Genomic DNA, 16,405 nt, shown 5'->3' with positions numbered 1-16,405 from the left:
GCACGCGTGACTTTGCCCGCCACAGGGCATAGAGGGCAAGTCACACCCCTGTAACGAACCGGAAAGCTGACCTTGGCCGACGACACCGTCCTCGCCGAACCTTCTGACATTTCGACGATCTCGATCGTCGACGAGATGAAGTCGAGCTATCTCGACTATGCGATGAGCGTCATCGTCGCCCGCGCGCTGCCCGACGTGCGCGACGGGTTGAAGCCGGTGCATCGCCGCATCCTGTATTCGGCGTATGAAAGCGGCTTCGTCGCGGGCAAGGCGTATCGCAAATCCGCGCGCATCGTCGGTGACGTGATGGGTAAATACCATCCGCACGGCGACAGCGCGATCTACGACGCACTCGCCCGGATGGCGCAGGACTGGTCGATGCGCGTGCCGCTGATCGACGGTCAGGGCAATTTCGGCTCGATGGATCCCGATCCCCCCGCCGCGATGCGCTACACCGAGGCGCGACTGGCGAAGGTCGCCAACTCGCTGCTCGACGGGCTCGACAAGGATACGGTCGACTTCACGCCCAACTATGACGGGTCGGAACGCGAGCCTTCTGTGCTGCCCGCGCAATTCCCCAATCTGCTGGTCAACGGCGCTGGCGGCATCGCGGTCGGCATGGCCACCAACATCCCGCCGCACAACCTCGGCGAGGTGATCGACGCCTGTTTCGCCTATCTCGATAATGGCGCGATCACGTCGGAGGAACTGACCGAGATCGTACCCGGTCCCGATTTCCCGACCGGCGCGATCATCCTCGGCCGGGCCGGGGCGCGTTCGGCCTACAGTACGGGTCGCGGCTCGATCATCGTCCGCTCGCGCCACAGGATCGAGACCGGTCGCGGCGATCGCCAGTCGATCATCCTGACCGAGATCCCGTTCCAACAGGGCAAGAACGCGCTGGTCGAGAAGATTGCCGACGCCGCCAAGGAAAAGCGGATCGAAGGCATCAGCGACATCCGCGACGAATCGAACCGCGAGGGCGTCCGCATCGTCATCGAGCTGAAGCGCGATGCGACCGCGGACGTGGTGCTGAACCAGTTGTGGCGGCATACCCCGGCACAGGGGTCGTTCCCCGCCAACATGCTGGCGATCCGTGGCGGTCGCCCCGAACTGCTGAACCTGCGCGACATCATCCAGGCGTTCATCCAGTTCCGCGAGCAGGTCATTACCCGCCGCTCGAAGTTCGAGCTGAACAAGGCCCGTGAGCGCGCGCACCTGTTGCTCGGCTTGGTCATCGCGGTCACCAACCTCGACGAGGTGGTGAAGATCATCCGCGGATCGGCCAGCCCGGTGGCGGCGCGGATGGCGCTGCTGACCCGCGAATGGCCCGTCGCCGAGATCGCGCCCTATCTGGCGTTGGTCGAGGCGGTCGAGAACACCGGCGACAGCGACGTCTATCGCCTGTCAGATGCGCAGGTCCGCGCGATCCTCGACCTGCGGCTCCACCGCCTCACCGCGCTCGGCCGCGACGAGATCGGCGACGAGCTGAAGACGCTCGCCGAATCGATCACCGACCTGCTCGACATCCTCGCCGACCGTGTGAAGCTGTACGAAGTGATGCGGGGCGAGCTGAAGGCGATCCGCGACCAGTTCGCGACGCCTCGCCGCACCGAGATCGTCAACTTCGCCGGCGGGATCGAGGACGAGGATCTGATCGAGCGCGAGGACATGGTCGTCACCGTGACCATGGAAGGCTATATCAAGCGCACCCCGCTCGATACCTTCCGCGCCCAGCGCCGCGGCGGCAAGGGCCGTGCCGGCATGACGACGAAGGACGAGGATGCGATCACCAGCCTGTTCGTCACCTCGACGCACACGCCGGTCCTGTTCTTCTCGACGCATGGCAAGGTCTATCGCCTGAAGGTCTGGCGCCTGCCGGAGGGCGGCCCCGCCACCCGCGGCCGGCCGATGGTGAACCTGCTGCCGCTGGCGGCGGGCGAGACGATCTCCACCGTGCTGCCGCTGCCCGAGGATGAGGCGAAGTGGGGCGACCTGCACGTCATGTTCGCCACCGCCAAGGGATCGGTGCGTCGCAATTCGATGGATTCGTTCGCTAACATCCGCACGTCCGGCAAGATCGCGATGAAGTTCGAGGAAGGGTCCGACGATCGCCTCGTCGGCGTGTCGCTGCTGACCGAGACCGACGACGTGCTGCTGGCGACCCGCATGGGCCGGGCGATCCGCTTCTCGGCGACCGACGTGCGCGAATTCCAGAGCCGCGATTCGACCGGCGTGCGCGGTGCGCGGCTGGCGGACGGCGACGAGATCATCTCGCTGTCGGTCCTGCGCGGCACCCCTTTCACCGTCGAGCAGCGCGAGGCATATCTGAAGGCGGCGCCGTGGAAGGAAGGCGAGCGCGAACGCACGCTGGACGAGGCGACGATGCACGAGATGGAGGCGGCGGAGGAATTCATCCTCACCGTCACCGCCAACGGCTATGGCAAGCGCACCTCGGCCTATGAATATCGCCGTACCAATCGCGGTGGCCAGGGCATCACCAACATCGTCTCGTCCGATCGCAACGGCCCCGTTGTCGCCAGCTTCCCCGCCCATTCGGGCGAGCAGCTGATGCTCGTCACCGATCAGGCCAAGCTGATCCGCCTGTCGGTCGGCGACACCCGCGTCACCGGTCGCAACACGCAGGGCGTCACGCTGTTCAGTGTCGCCAGGGGCGAACACGTCGTCTCCGCCGCGCGCATCGACGAGGAGGAAAACCCCGAAAACGATGCCGAGGCGATCGTCGCCGCCGAGATTACCGAAGCCCCGCCCGTCGCAGCGCAGGACCAGTTGACCCTCGACGACGGCACCGGCCCGCAGACGATGAACGAAGACCTCGACACCGATGGGGACGATGCATGACCGATCGTCCCCAGACCGCGTACAAGGTGCTGACCGCCGACCAGATGGCGACGCTGGAACGAGATGGAACCTTCGCCGGCGCGCCGGTCGATCTGGCCGACGGCTATGTCCACCTGTCGACCGCGAACCAGCTCACCGAAACGGTCGACAAGCACTTCGCCGGGCAGACGGATCTGCACGTCGCCGCCGTTGACCTCGGCAGTTTCGGCGGATCGTTGAAATGGGAGGAAAGCCGGGGCGGCCAACTCTTCCCCCACCTCTACGGCCCGCTATTGCTGGAAACAGTGATCGCCTACGGCCCGCTGGAGCGGGACGATGACGGCACGGTAAGGCTGCCTGTCGCGGGATAGATATTCGCCCCTCCTGCCAAGGGGCAAGTTTTACGTCAGCCTCTGCCAGAGAGGCGGTAGCCGGCTAGGGTCAGGACTCATTGGTCATAGCCAGAAGATGACGGTGGCAGCGAGGGCGATGGCGGAGAAGAAGACCGTGGGGCATCGGTCGTAGCGAGTGGCGACGCGGCGCCAGTCCTTCAGACGCCCGAACATGATCTCGATGCGGCTGCGGCGTCGGTAGCGGCGCTTGTCATATTTGACCGGCTCGTTGCGCGATCTGCGACCAGGGATGCAGGGCTGAATGCCCTTGGCTTCCAGGGCATCCCTGAACCAGTCGGCGTCATAGCCGCGGTCCCCGAGCAGCCACTGCGCTTTGGGCAGATCGTCGAGCAGGGCTGCTGCGCCGGTGTAGTCGCTGACTTGCCCGGCGGTCAGGAAGAAGCTCAAGGGCCGCCCATCTGCATCGCTGACGGCGTGCAACTTCGTGTTCATGCCACCTTTAGTGCGGCCGATCAGCCGACCAAGGCCCCCTTTTTAACCCGCAGGCTTGATGCCGTGCGATGCGCTTTCAGGTAAGTCGCGTCGATCATGACGGTCTTCGGCACGGCCTCTGCTGCCGCGAGCCCCTCCATCATGCGCAGGAAGACACCCCGCTCACCCCACCGCTTCCAGCGGTTGTAGAGCGTCTTGTACGGGCCATACGCGCTAGGCGCATCACACCAGCGTAGCCCGTTGCGGTTGACGAAGACGATGCCACTGAGCACCCGTCGGTCATCAACACGAGGCTTGCCGTGGCTCTTGGGAAAATAAGGCACCAGACGCGCCATTTGGTCGTCCGTCAGCCAGTACAGGTCGCTCATCCACGGTCTCCTCACAGAGCCTGAATCAGATCGCGACGCTCACATCAATGGGTCCTGACCCTAGGGAAACAGATCGACCACCTCGCACCCCTGCCCCACCGCCTCCAGCAACAGGGTGCGGTGGCAGTGGCAGGGGTCGCGTTCGTAGCAGACCAGCGCCGATGGCATTTCTTGGGCCAGCGCCAGCATCCGCGCCGCCTGCGCCATCGCCTCGGGCAGTTCCAGTTGCTCGTCATACACCGCGCGCAGCGTCGCGACGTCGCCCTTCTTGGCGGCATCGCGCCCGCGCTTCGGCGTGCCAAGCGCCTTCAGGTGGACGTAATCGATCCCCGCCTCCTTCAGCGAGGCGGCGAGCGGCGATTTCGAGAAGCCGGGCCGGCGCGACAGCGGCAGGGCGCGCACGTCGATCACCCGCCGCACTCCCGCGCCCTGCAGGGCCGCGATGAAATCGGCCATCGTCGTGGCTTCATAGCCGATGGTGAAGATCGTCGTCATCGCCGGTACTTGCCGCATCGCCCGCCGAACCGCTAGGCCGGGGCATGACCCATGACATCCATATCGTCGGCGGCGGCCTCGCCGGTTCGGAGGCCGCGTGGCAACTGGCCGAGGCGGGCTTCAAGGTGCGCCTGTCGGAAATGCGCGGATCGGGCGAGACGACCGCGGCGCACCAGACCGATGGCCTCGCCGAACTCGTCTGCTCCAACTCGTTCCGCTCCGACGATGCGGAGGCCAACGCCGTCGGCCTGCTGCATCAGGAGATGCGAACGCTCGGCTCGTTGATCCTGACTCAGGCCGATGCCCACCGCGTCCCCGCCGGGTCGGCGCTGGCCGTCGATCGCGACGGCTATTCGCACGGCGTCACGCAGGCGCTGGCCGATCATCCCAACGTCACGCTGGTGCGCGAGCGGATCGACGCGCTGCCCGATGGTCCGGCGATCCTCGCCACCGGTCCGCTCACCGCGCCGTCGCTGGCCACCGCGATCGGCGACGCGACCGGGGCGGAGGCGCTGGCTTTCTTCGATGCGCTCGCCCCCATCGTCCACCGCGATTCAATCGACATGGACGTGGCGTGGTTCGCGTCGCGCTGGGACAAGGGCGAGACCAAGGACTACATCAACTGTCCGATGGACAAGGACCAGTATCTGGCCTTCCACGCCGGGCTGGTCGAGGGCGAGAAGACGCCGTTCAAGGACTGGGAAAAGGACACGCCCTATTTCGACGGCTGCATGCCGATCGAGGTGATGGCGGAACGCGGTGTCGATACGCTGCGCTACGGGCCAATGAAGCCGGTCGGCCTCGACAATCCGAAGACGGGGCGTTGGCCTTATGCCGTCGTCCAGTTGCGGCAGGACAATGCGCTGGGCACGTTGTGGAACATCGTCGGGTTCCAGACCAAGCTGAAGCACGCCGAACAGGTTCGCCTTTTCCGCACCATCCCCGGCCTGCAGAATGCGGAATTTGCGCGACTGGGCGGGCTGCATCGCAACACCTTCATCCGCTCGCCCGAACTGCTCGACGGTACGTTGCGGCTGAAGAACCGGCCGAACCTGCGTTTCGCGGGTCAGATCACGGGGTGCGAGGGCTATATCGAATCCGCCGCGATCGGGATGCTGGCCGGGCGCTTCGCCATCGCCGAACTGCGCGGGGAGACGCTGGCGCCGCCGCCGCCCGAAACCGCTCTTGGTGCCCTGCTGGGCCATATTACCGGCGCGGCGGTGGCGGAGACGTATCAGCCGATGAACGTCAATTTCGGCCTGTTCCCGCCGATCGAGGGCCGCACCAAGAAGGCGGATCGCAAGCGCATGTACACCGATCGCGGCCGCGCCGCGCTGGCCGGGTGGATCAGCCCTCCTCCGCCGCGGCAGCCGGTGGCGGACATGGTGTCGAGCGAGCCGGCTTCCGCTTGACCGCGGTAGTGGCGAATTCGGCGGCCGACATGGCGCCGGATTTGTCACGGTCGGCGCCGGCGAACTTGGCCGTCGTCTTCGCCGCCCATTCGTCGAACGACAATTGCCCGTCGCCATTGGCGTCCAGCTTCGCATAGGCCTTGCGGCGCGATACGAGATATTCGTCACGGGTGATCCGGCCATCGCGATCCTTGTCGTACCGGCCGAAACGCTTTTCCTCACGCGTCCGGGCGGTGGCCTCCGGCACGCGGTCGGGCAGCGGCTCCTCGATGCCGGGCGCCGCCTGCACCGGCCGCTGGGGCAACACCGCGGCGGGAGCGGCATCGCGTGCCGACCACAGCATCATCCCCGCCGCGACTGCCGCCGCCCCGGCGCCACCACCCGCCGCATATCGCCACATCGTCATCGTTCCCCCCTTTGTCGACGTCCCGAATTATCGTCCCGTCAGACGATTGACCATCAGCCGGCCGACCCTGGCGGGATGCCCCGGCGGCCTGGGCTGGTCCGATACGTCCATCCGGGCCGCCAGCGCCATCGCACTCAACGGACGGACGGGCCGGCTCCAGCGAACCGACCCCATGATCGCCAGCCGTTCCCTCGCCAGCGATGCCGCCAGCGACCGCGATTCCGGCGCGGACAGATTGGTGCTCAGATCGGCCAGCGCCCATCCCTCCCCCGCCACGGCCAATGGTTCGGCAGCAGCACCGAAAAGCCGGCCGGCGAGGGTGAACAGGATGCCGCCCCGCGCCGCCGCATGGCGCACCATCGCCGGTGCATCGAGTATGTCGGCGTCGATCAGCGCTTCCCAGCCGTCGATCATCGCCGCCAGTTCATCGCCCGCGATCCCCCGGGTCAGGACGTCGCCTGCCAGGGTCTGCAGCACCGGTTCCGCCGGCGGCCGATCGTCATTCAGGGCGGTCAGCGCTTCATACCACCAGGTCAGCCGCATCTGGCCGACCAGCGGCTCCCGCGTCGATCGCAGGATCGATCCCAGCCGCTCGTCCAGTGCGAGCAAGGCGACGAACCCTGCCCGCGCGGCCGGCGGTGCATAGCCCACGATCAATTGTCGTTCGGCCGCCAGAGCGTCGGGGTCATGGGTATGAATGTTAACGGTCATCAGGGCATCGCCTGTACCGCGTCGCACAGTGGTGCGCCACGCCGGTAGCCGGGATTGCGTCATGACTTTTCGTTTCGCGTGGGCGACGGGGATGATGCCGTCGTTTCTAGTTCGCCTTCGACGGGACATTCGCGGCAACACACTGGCACTGATGGCGGCGGCAATGATGCCGCTGCTGGGCATGGTCGGCTCGGGGATCGATATGAGCCGCGCCTATATGGCGCAGAACCGGTTGCGACAGGCATGCGATGCCGGCGCGCTGGCGGGTCGACGTCTGCTGAACGGATCGACGATCGACGATCCGCTGAAGGCCGAGACGGCGAAATATTTCAGTTTCAATTTCGCGCAGCGCCAATTCGATACCGCCCCCTATACGCTGAACATCAGCGTTCCCGCCGCCGGCACGCTGAAGGTCGACACCAACACGACGATCCCGACGACGATCATGGGGCTGTTCGGCATCGCCTCGCTGCCGTTGTCCGCATCGTGCTCGGCGACGCAGGATTTCATCAACACCGATATCGTGATGGTGTTCGACCTGTCGGGATCGATGAACTGCCCGGTCACCCGCCCGAACGACGGCTGTGGCAACGTCAACCAGCCCAGTTCGAAGCTCGACGCCCTGAAGGATGCGGCCAAGGCATTGTACACGACGCTCGAACCCGCCCAGAACAAGCTGGCGGCCAACAATCTGCGGATGCGCTACGGCTTCGTGAATTATGCGAACAGCGTGAATGTCGGCGCCGCTGTCTACGGAAAGAATACGGACTATTTCCTGCAGAGCTGGACCTATCAGTCCCGGCGGAACGCGCAGAACGATGCGACCCGCACCGAAGCATGGTGCAATGCCAAGGGCGGCGTCTGGTATGATTCTGATCCGAGCAGAAGAGTCACGAGTATGGCCTGCCGCTACCCGGTCAACTACTGGACAGGCACCTATCTGTATCAACCGGTGACCTATGACGTACGCAGCTATCTGGCCGGCGGGACGCCGTCGGTGACGGCGCAGCGTTACGCCTCGGACGCATGGGAAGGCTGCATCGAGGAGCGGGACACCGATGCCACCTTGATCGACGGCGGCGCATCGACGGCGGCGCCGACCTCCGCACTCGATCTCGATATCGACCTGATTCCGAACAGCGACGCCAGCCGCTGGCGCCCGGCATGGCCCGATGTCGAATTCTTCCGGAACGATGCCATCAATGGCGCAACCGATAATTCGGACACGTACTGCCCCACGGCGGCGCGACGGCTCAAGTCTTATTTCAACGACAAATCGGGTTTCGACGGATACGTCAATTCCCTGACCGCAAAAGGCGGCACCTATCATGATCTCGGCATGATCTGGGGTGCGCGGTTCCTGTCGCAGGACGGGATATTCCGTGCCGTGCCATCGGAAACCAACGATAATATGGTCGCCGACAATCCCAAGAAGATCAAGGGATTTGCCGTCCGCCAATATATGATCTTCATGACCGATGGCGACATGTCGCCCACGGCGGACGTCTACTCCAGCTACGGTATCGAACAGTTGGACAATCGCGTGACAGCGAACGCCTCGAATCAGCTCGCTCGCCATCTCCAGCGGTTCCGCATGGCGTGTAACGCGGCGAAGGCGAAGGGGATCGATGTGTGGGTCATCGCCTTTTCGACCTCGTTGACCGACGACATGAAGAATTGTGCGAGCAAGCCCGAACAGGCAGCCGGCCTGGCCACCAATGCCGCGCTGATCGACAAGTTCAAAGAAATCGGGTCGAAGATCGGATCGCTGAGGCTCAGCCAGTGATGCGGCCGCAGCATTGCGTCATCATCGATCGTCGCGGGGTGACGGTACTGGAATTCGCGCTGATCCTGCCCGTGATGCTGACCCTGATCTTCGGCGGGCTGGAATTGGGCTATCGCGCCTATCTGGGGGCTGTGATCCAGGGCGCCCTGCTCGAAGTCGCGCGTGTCGCCAGCGTGGGCAACAAGACGGAAGACCAGATCGATACGCTAATCAAGGGGCGGATCGGCGTGCTGACGGCCATCGGCAACGTCAAATCGATTCAGAAGGAAAGCTTCTTCAACTTCTCCAATGTCGGCAAGCCCGAAAAGATCACCTCTGATACCGATCCGATCGGCGTCTACAACGCCACCGACTGTTACGAGGATGCCAACAACAACAACCGCTACGATACCGCCTTGAATAGCGGGATCGGGACGGCCGACGATATCGTCCGCTACCAAGTGACCGTCACCTATCCCGATCTGCTGCCCGCCAGGGGCTTTCTGGGATGGGGCAGCGAACAGACCATTGTCGCCAGCACGGTATTGCGCAACGAACCCTTCGCCGGGCGCTCGCAGCCGACGATCCGGTGCCCCTGATGAACCGCATCCTCCTTCGCGACACCCGCGGCCTTGCGGCGATGGAGTTCGCCCTGACGCTGCCGATCCTGCTGACGATCATCGTATCGGGCATGGAAACCGCCAATTACGCGATAGCGACCCTGCGCGTCAGCCAGATCGCCGCAACCACCGCCGACAATGCCGCGCGCGTTCGCGACAGCATCGGTGAGGCGGACGTGAACGAAGTGTTGCAAGGCGGGCGTATCGTCGGCGAGCCGATGGATTTCGCGACGCGGGGTCGCATCGTGCTGTCGGATGTGATGCCCAACGGCCTGACGGGGTCGTCGGCAGGGCAGAAGATCCTGTGGCAACGCTGCACCGGGGCGCTCAATACGACGGAGTCTGCTCCCCGCTATGGTATTCAGGGCAAGGGGGAATCGGACGGGACGTTGCCCGCGATGGGGTCGGCCGGGCGTACGCTGGCCGCCAGTGCCAATTCGGTCATGATGTTCGCCGAAGTGACGTATCGGTACAAACCGCTCGTATCGGCGCTCGTCTTCGGCACCCCGATCATGCGGTCAGAAGCAAGCTTCACGGTACGCGAACGGAAAAGCGAGATATTGACCGCCGGCGCCAGCGGAACGGCGACGAGTGTCTGTTCACGCTACGATTTATGAAACGCCCCCGCAGGGGACAAAGAAAAGTCTCGGTGAGCCATAACCCCCTCCCGCTAGCGGGAGGGGGCCGACCGGTCAGCCCTTGTAGCAGACCTTCTTGACCGCCTTCACGATACGCGCGGTATCGATCAGCGCCAGCTTTTCGAGATTGGCGGCATAGGGCATCGGCACGTCCTCGTTGGTAACGCGCAGGACCGGGGCGTCGAGATCGTCGAAACCCTCTTCCATGCAGATCGCCATGATTTCCGACGACACCGAGCAGACCGGGAAGCCCTCCTCGACCACGACGAGCCGGTTGGTCTTCTTCAGGCTGTCGAGCACCGCCTGCCTGTCGAGCGGGCGCAGCGTGCGCAGGTCGATGACCTCCGCCTCGATCCCCTCGCCCGCCAGCAGTTCGGCAGCTTCCAGCGACAGGCCGACGCCGATCGAATAGGACACGATCGTCACGTCCTTGCCCTCGCGCATCGTCCGCGCCTTGCCGATCGGCAGGACCCAGTCGTCCAGCTTGGGCACGTCGAAGCTGCGGCCGTACATCAGCTCGTTTTCGAGGAACACGACCGGATCGGTGGTGCGGATCGCCGCCTTCAGCAGGCCCTTGGCATCCGCCGCGTCATACGGCGCGATCACGATCAGGCCGGGGACGGACGCGTACCATGCGCCGAAATTGTGCGAATGCTGCGCACCCACGCGGCTGGCGGCGCCGTTCGGCCCACGGAACACGATCGGGCAGCGCATCTGGCCACCCGACATGTAGTTGGTCTTGGCCGCCGAGTTGATGATGTGGTCGATCGCCTGCAGGGCGAAGTTGAACGTCATGAACTCGATGATCGGCTTCAGGCCACCCATCGCCGCGCCCGAACCGATGCCGGCAAAGCCATATTCGGTGATCGGCGTATCGATGACGCGACGGTCGCCGAACTCGTCCAGCAGCCCCTGCGTGACCTTGTACGCGCCCTGATACTGCGCGACTTCCTCGCCCATCACGAAGACGCGGTCGTCGGCGCGCATTTCCTCGGCCATCGCATCGCGCAACGCTTCGCGGACGGTCGTCTTGACCATCTCGGTGCCCTCGGGGATCGCGGGGTCCTGCGCACCGGTCTTCTCGGCGGCGGCGACCAGTTGCTGCGTGCCGCTTTCCTGCTCGGCGGCGGCGGCGCCCTCCGGCATCGGCGGTGCGGCGTGGTCGGTCGCCTCGTTCTTCGGCTGGGCGTTGGCATCCTCGCCCGACCGGCTCTCGGTCACGGCATCGGCGCTCTCGCCCTCTTCCAGCAGGGTCGCGATGACCGCGCCGACCTTCACATTGTCGGTCCCCTCGGCGACGACGATCCTGCCGATCGTGCCTTCGTCCACCGCCTCGAACTCCATCGTCGCCTTGTCGGTTTCGATCTCGGCCATGATGTCGCCGGACTTCACCGTATCGCCTTCCTTCACCAGCCACTTGGCGAGCGTACCCTCTTCCATCGTCGGGGACAGGGCCGGCATCTTGATCTCGATCGGCATCTCAGTAACGCTCCACCAGCACGTCGGTATACAGGTCGGCCGCATCGGGCTCGGGGGTCTGCTCGGCGAAATCCGCCGCTTCGTTCACCTGCTTGCGGATCACCTGCTCGACCGACTTCAGCTCCTCGGCGGTGACGCCCTGCTCTTCCAGCAGCTTCTTCACATGCTCGATCGGGTCGGACTTGTCGCGGACGCCCTGCACCTCTTCGCGGCTGCGGTACTTGGCGGGATCGGACATCGAATGGCCGCGATAGCGATAGGTCTTCATCTCCAGGATGATCGGCCCCTTGCCCGCGCGGACCCATGCCAGCGCTTCCTCGGCGGCGCCGCGGCAGGCCAGCACGTCCATGCCGTCCACCTGGATGCCGGGGATGCGGAAGCTTTCGCCGCGCTTGTAGAACTGGTCCTCGGACGCGGCCCGGCTCACGCTGGTGCCCATCGCATACTGGTTGTTCTCGATCACGAAGATGATCGGCAGCCCCCAGAGCTGCGCCATGTTGAAGCTCTCGTACACCTGCCCCTGGTTCGCCGCGCCGTCGCCGAAATAGGCGAGGCAGACGCCCCCGTCGTTGCTGTACTTGTGCCCGAAGGCGAGACCGGTGCCGAGCGACACCTGCGCCCCCACGATGCCGTGGCCGCCATAGAATTTATGCTCGGTCGAGAACATGTGCATCGACCCGCCCTTGCCGCGGCTGATCCCGGCGCCACGGCCGGTCAGCTCGGCCATGATGACCTTGGGATCGATGCCATAGGCGAGCATGTGCCCATGATCGCGGTACCCGGTGATGACCGAATCCTTGTCGCCGTCGAGCGCCGACTGGAGGCCGACCGCCACCGCCTCCTGCCCGATATACAGGTGGCAGAAGCCGCCGATCAGGCCCAGGCCGTACAATTGCCCGGCCTTTTCCTCGAAACGACGGATGAGCAGCATATGCTTGTAGAAGTCGAGGAGCTCGTCCTTCGTCGCGTCATATGGTTGCGGTTCGCCGGGACGCTCCCGGTTCGGCAGAGGCGGTTCGGCGATCGCGCGGAGAGCTTTGGCCACAGGTAACCCTTGTTTCCGTAGGGAAGATGCCCCGCCTATAGTCCCGGTTTGCCACGGACTGCAATTGCCTCGCGGACGCGTGGTTGCCCTGCCCCCGCCCGGCCGGTTAAGGCCCGGTCGTCATGGACCGCCCGCCGCATCCCTTCCGCATCGCCAATTTCCGCGCCTACTGGGCCGCCCGCTTCGCGATGACGCTGGCGCAGAACGCGCTCATCATCGTGGTCGGCTGGCAGACCTACACGATCGCGCGGGCCACGATGTCACCCTCCGCCGCCGCCGCGCAGCTGGGCCTGATCGGGTTTTTGCAGTTCGTGCCGCTGTTCCTGACCACGCCGGTCACCGGGTTGGTCGCCGACCGGTTCGACCGCCGCTGGATCGCACGGATCACCGTGACCTTGCAGCTGATCTGCGCGATCACGCTGGCCCTGGTGACGGCGGAAGGCGCGATGACGCTGCCGGTGCTGTTCGGCGTGGCGATCCTGCTGGGGATCGCGCGCGCCTTTTCCGGGCCGGCCTTTTCCGCGCTCGCCCCCAATCTGGTGCCGCGCGACGTGTTGCCGACCGCGATCGCGCTGTCCTCGATCTCGTGGCAGGTCGGCACGATCATCGGCCCCGCGCTGGGCGGCTACGCCTATGGCCATGTCGGGCCGGCGGCGCCGTATTTCCTCGCCACCGGGTTGTTCGCGGTGGCGCTGCTGTACCTGTTCCTGATCGGCCCCGTACCGCGCGCCAATCAGGTCGGGCGGGCCAAGCCGCTGCGCGCGATCATCGACGGCCTGTCCTATGTCGGGCAGAACAAGCTGGTGCTGGGCGCGATCACGCTCGATCTGTTTGCGGTGTTCCTCGCGGGCACCAGCGCGCTGCTGCCTATCTATGCCGCCGACATCCTGAAGGTGGGGCCGACCGGCCTCGCCGAACTGGCCGCCGCGCCGGCGGTGGGGGCGGCGATCATCGCGCTGATCTTCTCGATCCGGCCGCTAAAGACCAATGTCGGACCCAAGATGCTGGTTGCCGTCCTGATCTATGGCACCGCCACCGTCGTGTTCGGCCTGTCGACCTGGCTGCCGCTCAGCCTGGCCGCGCTGGCAGTGGCGGGGGCGGCGGACATGTTCTCCGTCTATATCCGCCAGTCGCTCATCCAGCTTTATACCCCTGACGAGATGCGCGGGCGGGTCGGCGCGGTGTCGCAGCTCACCATTTCCGCCTCGAACGAACTGGGGGAGGCCGAATCGGGCTTCCTCGCGTCCGCGCTCGGCCCGGTCGGCGCGGTGATGGTGGGCGGCGGCGGCGCGATCGTCGTCACGATCCTGTGGACGTTCCTGTTCCCGTCGATCCGTCGCGCACGGACCTTCGACCCGCCACCGACGTTGATCGATCCGGCGCCCCTTCCCCAACCGGAGAGAGTCTCATGAAGGCAAACACGATACTCGATACGATCGGCCAGACGCCGCACATCCGCATGCAGCGGCTGTTCCCAGGGTCGGAAGTGTGGATCAAGTCCGAACGCTCCAACCCCGGCGGATCGATCAAGGATCGCATCGCGCTGGCGATGGTCGAGGCGGCGGAGGCATCGGGCGATCTGAAACCGGGTGGCACGATCATCGAGCCGACCAGCGGCAACACCGGCATCGGCCTCGCCCTGGTCGCGGCGGTGAAGGGGTATCGCCTGATCCTCGTCATGCCCGAATCGATGTCGCTGGAACGCCGCCGGCTGATGCTGGCCTATGGCGCGACCTTCGACCTGACCCCGCGGGAAAAGGGCATGAAGGGCGCGATCGAACGCGCGCACGAACTGGCCGGCGAGACGCCGGACGCTTGGATTCCGCAGCAGTTCGAGAATCCCGCGAACATCGACGTGCATGCCCGCACCACCGCACAGGAAATCCTGAACGATTTCCGTGACACGCCGATCGACGTCATCATCACCGGTGTCGGCACCGGCGGCCATATCACCGGCGTTGCCGAGACGCTGAAGAAGGAATGGCCGGGTCTGAAGGTCTTCGCGGTCGAACCCGCCGCCTCGCCCGTGATCGGCGGCGGCCAGCCGGGGCCGCACCCGATCCAGGGCATTGGCGCGGGCTTCGTGCCGAAGAACCTGCACACCGCCGCGATCGACGGGGTAATCGAGGTCGATGCCGCCGTCGCCAAGGACATGGCCCGCCGCGCCGCGCGCGAGGAGGGGATGCTGGTCGGCATCTCGTCGGGTGCGACTCTGGCGGCGATCCTGCGCAAGCTGCCCGACCTGCCCGACAATGCCCGTGTGCTCGGTTTCAACTACGACACGGGCGAGCGGTATCTGTCGGTGCCGGACTTCCTGCCGGAACAGTGACACCTGTCCAGCGGCCCGACCCCCGCGTCCGGGCGATCCTGATCGCGATCGGGGCGGCGGCGATCGCCGTCCCGGCCTATATCGCGACCCATGCACCGGCACCGGTGCGGCAGGCGGTGCGGTTGCCGCGCCGCACGCCGCCGCGCGTGGTGCCGGTCACCGTCGTGCCGCCGGTCGAGGCGGTCGAGTTCGTCGATCTCGCGCCCGACGATGCGCGCACTTTCAACGCCGGTGTCCCCTTCGTCACCGGGCCGAATCCCGCCGCGCGTCGCTTCGTGTTGCGTGATGCGGCGGAGGATGCGGCGCGGGCGACCGACTGCCTCGCGACGGCGGTGCTGTACGAGGCGGGGAACGACCCGGCCGGGCAGAAGGCGGTGGCGCAGGTCGTGCTCAACCGCGCCCGCCATCCCGCCTTTCCCAAAACGATCTGCGGCGTGGTGTTCGAGGGGCAGGAACGACGTACCGGTTGCCAGTTCAGCTTCACCTGCGACGGCGCGCTTACCCGCTGGACCCCGCCGCCGGCGCTGTGGACGAAGGCGCGGGCGGTGGCGGAGGCGGCGTTGAAGGGCGCGGTCTATCGCCCGGTCGGCTATGCCACCCATTACCATACCGACTGGGTCGTGCCCTATTGGCAGTCCAGCCTCGACAAGATCGCCGCGGTTCACAGCCACCTGTTCTTCCGCTGGTCCGGCTGGTGGGGCACGCCGCCCGCCTTCGCCCGCAACGTCGATCTGCACGAGCCGGTGATCGAGAAGCTCGCCGCCTTCTCCGAGGCGCACCGCACCGGCGAAGTATTGGCGGAGGTGGCCGCGGCAGCGGCGGAAGCCGCCGTCCTGACCGAGACGATGGCCGCCAGCGACGTCGCCGCACCGATCCTGTCCGGCCAGCCCGATGAACTGCGCGTCGCGCTGCCGGCGGGCGTGTCGCCGGACACCTATCCCCAGCTTGCCGCCAAGGCGTGCGCCACGCGCGAACGGTGCAAGTATCTCGGCTGGGCGGATGCGAAGGCACTACCGAAGACCGCGGCGCTCGATGCCCCGCAACTGGCGACGATGGCGTTCAGCTATCTGCGCGACCGTCCAGCCGGACTGGAGCGGACATTGTGGAACTGCACGCTCTATCCCAAGACGCGTCCGGGTGGATGCATGCGCCGCCAGCCTTTACCCGCCGCCTCGCCCACGCCGACGCCGCTCAGGACGCCGTCATCCGCCCTGAAACCGTTGGAGGGCGTGCGGCGGCAGACACCGGCGTCGATCGCCCGTCCATTCCCCGCCATCGGGACCGACCGGACCCTCCAGAAACCGATGACATCAGGCTGAACCTGATGTCCGTCATCCTGATGTCCGTCATTACGAGCGCAGCGAAGCAATCCAGAGCGTCCTGATCCGGCCCTGGATTGCTTCGCTGCGCTGACAATGACGGATTGGGTCAGACCCATGTCATCTCGCTAT

The 16,405-nt window shown here is 65.7% G+C and carries 15 protein-coding genes; 9 read left to right on the top strand and 6 right to left on the bottom strand.

Going from position 1 to position 16,405, the window contains the following annotated elements; genetic code table 11:
* The first annotated feature begins 72 nt into the window (after positions 1 to 72).
* Together gyrA and ABD719_RS16680 are read left to right on the top strand one after the other, a co-directional pair.
* Positions 73 to 2,862, top strand: a complete 2,790-nt coding sequence (gene gyrA, locus ABD719_RS16685) for a DNA gyrase subunit A (RefSeq protein WP_344694493.1) — start codon at positions 73 to 75, stop codon at positions 2,860 to 2,862.
* Entirely contained in the window at positions 2,859 to 3,212 is a 354-nt protein-coding gene (locus ABD719_RS16680; protein WP_344694492.1) for a DUF952 domain-containing protein, read from the top strand. Before gyrA ends, ABD719_RS16680 begins: the two co-directional genes overlap by 4 nt.
* 84 nt (positions 3,213 to 3,296) lie before the next feature.
* On the opposite strand, the gene ABD719_RS16675 is transcribed toward ABD719_RS16680, so the two are convergent.
* Positions 3,297 to 4,054 (bottom strand): IS5 family transposase gene (locus ABD719_RS16675; RefSeq protein ID WP_344694491.1). Its coding sequence is split into 2 segments (ribosomal slippage): positions 3,297 to 3,730 and positions 3,730 to 4,054, totalling 759 coding nucleotides; the frame shifts between segments, so codons are not numbered across the junction.
* Between the two features lie 60 nt (positions 4,055 to 4,114).
* Entirely contained in the window at positions 4,115 to 4,549 is a 435-nt protein-coding gene (locus tag ABD719_RS16670) for a DUF488 domain-containing protein (protein WP_344694490.1), read from the bottom strand.
* 44 nt (positions 4,550 to 4,593) lie between these two features.
* Between ABD719_RS16670 and trmFO the strand changes: the two genes are divergently transcribed.
* Positions 4,594 to 5,961 carry a methylenetetrahydrofolate--tRNA-(uracil(54)-C(5))-methyltransferase (FADH(2)-oxidizing) TrmFO gene (gene trmFO, locus ABD719_RS16665; RefSeq protein WP_344694489.1) on the top strand — a complete coding sequence of 456 codons (1,368 nt, stop codon included), beginning with the start codon at positions 4,594 to 4,596 and terminating at the stop codon, positions 5,959 to 5,961.
* Here the strand turns inward: trmFO and ABD719_RS16660 are convergent.
* On the bottom strand, positions 5,897 to 6,361 hold the full coding sequence (locus ABD719_RS16660; protein ID WP_344694519.1) for an EF-hand domain-containing protein: 465 nt from the start codon (positions 6,359 to 6,361) through the stop codon (positions 5,897 to 5,899). The two genes, trmFO and ABD719_RS16660, sit on opposite strands and share 65 nt — an antisense overlap.
* Positions 6,362 to 6,394: 33 nt before the next feature.
* The gene (locus ABD719_RS16655; protein ID WP_344694488.1) at positions 6,395 to 7,078 is read right to left on the bottom strand and encodes a squalene/phytoene synthase family protein; all 684 of its coding nucleotides are present in this window, start codon (positions 7,076 to 7,078) and stop codon (positions 6,395 to 6,397) included.
* A 61-nt stretch (positions 7,079 to 7,139) separates the two neighbouring features.
* Between ABD719_RS16655 and ABD719_RS16650 the strand changes: the two genes are divergently transcribed.
* Genes ABD719_RS16650 through ABD719_RS16640 form a run of 3 tightly spaced genes read left to right on the top strand, consistent with a single transcriptional unit; the run spans position 7,140 to position 10,080 of the window.
* Positions 7,140 to 8,864 (top strand): TadE/TadG family type IV pilus assembly protein, encoded by a 1,725-nt coding sequence (locus ABD719_RS16650; protein WP_344694487.1) that lies wholly within the window; start codon positions 7,140 to 7,142, stop codon positions 8,862 to 8,864.
* Positions 8,864 to 9,442, top strand: a complete 579-nt coding sequence (locus tag ABD719_RS16645) for a TadE/TadG family type IV pilus assembly protein (protein WP_344694486.1) — start codon at positions 8,864 to 8,866, stop codon at positions 9,440 to 9,442. The genes ABD719_RS16650 and ABD719_RS16645 overlap by 1 nt, the downstream gene beginning before the upstream one ends.
* The gene (locus ABD719_RS16640) at positions 9,442 to 10,080 is read left to right on the top strand and encodes a TadE/TadG family type IV pilus assembly protein (RefSeq protein WP_344694485.1); all 639 of its coding nucleotides are present in this window, start codon (positions 9,442 to 9,444) and stop codon (positions 10,078 to 10,080) included. The genes ABD719_RS16645 and ABD719_RS16640 overlap by 1 nt, the downstream gene beginning before the upstream one ends.
* A 75-nt stretch (positions 10,081 to 10,155) precedes the next feature.
* Here ABD719_RS16640 and ABD719_RS16635 read toward each other — a convergent pair whose 3' ends face one another.
* Positions 10,156 to 11,580, bottom strand: a complete 1,425-nt coding sequence (locus ABD719_RS16635; RefSeq protein ID WP_344694484.1) for a pyruvate dehydrogenase complex E1 component subunit beta — start codon at positions 11,578 to 11,580, stop codon at positions 10,156 to 10,158.
* 1 nt (position 11,581) lies between these two features.
* Positions 11,582 to 12,625, bottom strand: a complete 1,044-nt coding sequence (gene pdhA / locus ABD719_RS16630) for a pyruvate dehydrogenase (acetyl-transferring) E1 component subunit alpha (RefSeq protein WP_425567195.1) — start codon at positions 12,623 to 12,625, stop codon at positions 11,582 to 11,584.
* 122 nt (positions 12,626 to 12,747) lie between these two features.
* Here pdhA and ABD719_RS16625 point away from each other — a divergent pair, with 122 nt between their 5' ends.
* Genes ABD719_RS16625 through ABD719_RS16615 form a run of 3 tightly spaced genes read left to right on the top strand, consistent with a single transcriptional unit; the run spans position 12,748 to position 16,273 of the window.
* Positions 12,748 to 14,037 carry an MFS transporter gene (locus ABD719_RS16625; protein WP_344694483.1) on the top strand — a complete coding sequence of 430 codons (1,290 nt, stop codon included), beginning with the start codon at positions 12,748 to 12,750 and terminating at the stop codon, positions 14,035 to 14,037.
* Positions 14,034 to 14,954, top strand: coding sequence for a cysteine synthase A (gene cysK, locus ABD719_RS16620; RefSeq protein ID WP_344694482.1), 921 nt, complete (start codon positions 14,034 to 14,036; stop codon positions 14,952 to 14,954). The genes ABD719_RS16625 and cysK overlap by 4 nt, the downstream gene beginning before the upstream one ends.
* A complete protein-coding gene (locus tag ABD719_RS16615) occupies positions 14,951 to 16,273 on the top strand; it encodes a cell wall hydrolase (RefSeq protein WP_344694481.1) in 1,323 nt (440 codons plus the stop codon). The genes cysK and ABD719_RS16615 overlap by 4 nt, the downstream gene beginning before the upstream one ends.
* Positions 16,274 to 16,405 lie beyond the last annotated feature (132 nt).

It is taken from the genome of Sphingomonas cynarae (assembly GCF_039537815.1).
Taxonomy (GTDB): domain Bacteria; phylum Pseudomonadota; class Alphaproteobacteria; order Sphingomonadales; family Sphingomonadaceae; genus Sphingomonas; species Sphingomonas cynarae.
This window is presented reverse-complemented; position numbering and strand designations above follow the sequence as displayed.

What these genes read in the sequence shown, in the direction of transcription:
- ABD719_RS16680 (WP_344694492.1), top strand. Translation starts at nt 2,859, where the DNA reads ATGACCGATCGTCCCCAGACCGCGTACAAGGTGCTGACCGCCGACCAG.
- ABD719_RS16670 (WP_344694490.1), bottom strand. Translation starts at nt 4,549, where the DNA reads ATGACGACGATCTTCACCATCGGCTATGAAGCCACGACGATGGCCGAT.
- trmFO (WP_344694489.1), top strand. Translation starts at nt 4,594, where the DNA reads ATGACCCATGACATCCATATCGTCGGCGGCGGCCTCGCCGGTTCGGAG.
- ABD719_RS16660 (WP_344694519.1), bottom strand. Translation starts at nt 6,361, where the DNA reads ATGTGGCGATATGCGGCGGGTGGTGGCGCCGGGGCGGCGGCAGTCGCG.
- ABD719_RS16655 (WP_344694488.1), bottom strand. Translation starts at nt 7,078, where the DNA reads ATGACCGTTAACATTCATACCCATGACCCCGACGCTCTGGCGGCCGAA.
- ABD719_RS16650 (WP_344694487.1), top strand. Translation starts at nt 7,140, where the DNA reads ATGACTTTTCGTTTCGCGTGGGCGACGGGGATGATGCCGTCGTTTCTA.
- ABD719_RS16645 (WP_344694486.1), top strand. Translation starts at nt 8,864, where the DNA reads ATGCGGCCGCAGCATTGCGTCATCATCGATCGTCGCGGGGTGACGGTA.
- ABD719_RS16640 (WP_344694485.1), top strand. Translation starts at nt 9,442, where the DNA reads ATGAACCGCATCCTCCTTCGCGACACCCGCGGCCTTGCGGCGATGGAG.
- ABD719_RS16635 (WP_344694484.1), bottom strand. Translation starts at nt 11,580, where the DNA reads ATGCCGATCGAGATCAAGATGCCGGCCCTGTCCCCGACGATGGAAGAG.
- ABD719_RS16625 (WP_344694483.1), top strand. Translation starts at nt 12,748, where the DNA reads ATGGACCGCCCGCCGCATCCCTTCCGCATCGCCAATTTCCGCGCCTAC.
- cysK (WP_344694482.1), top strand. Translation starts at nt 14,034, where the DNA reads ATGAAGGCAAACACGATACTCGATACGATCGGCCAGACGCCGCACATC.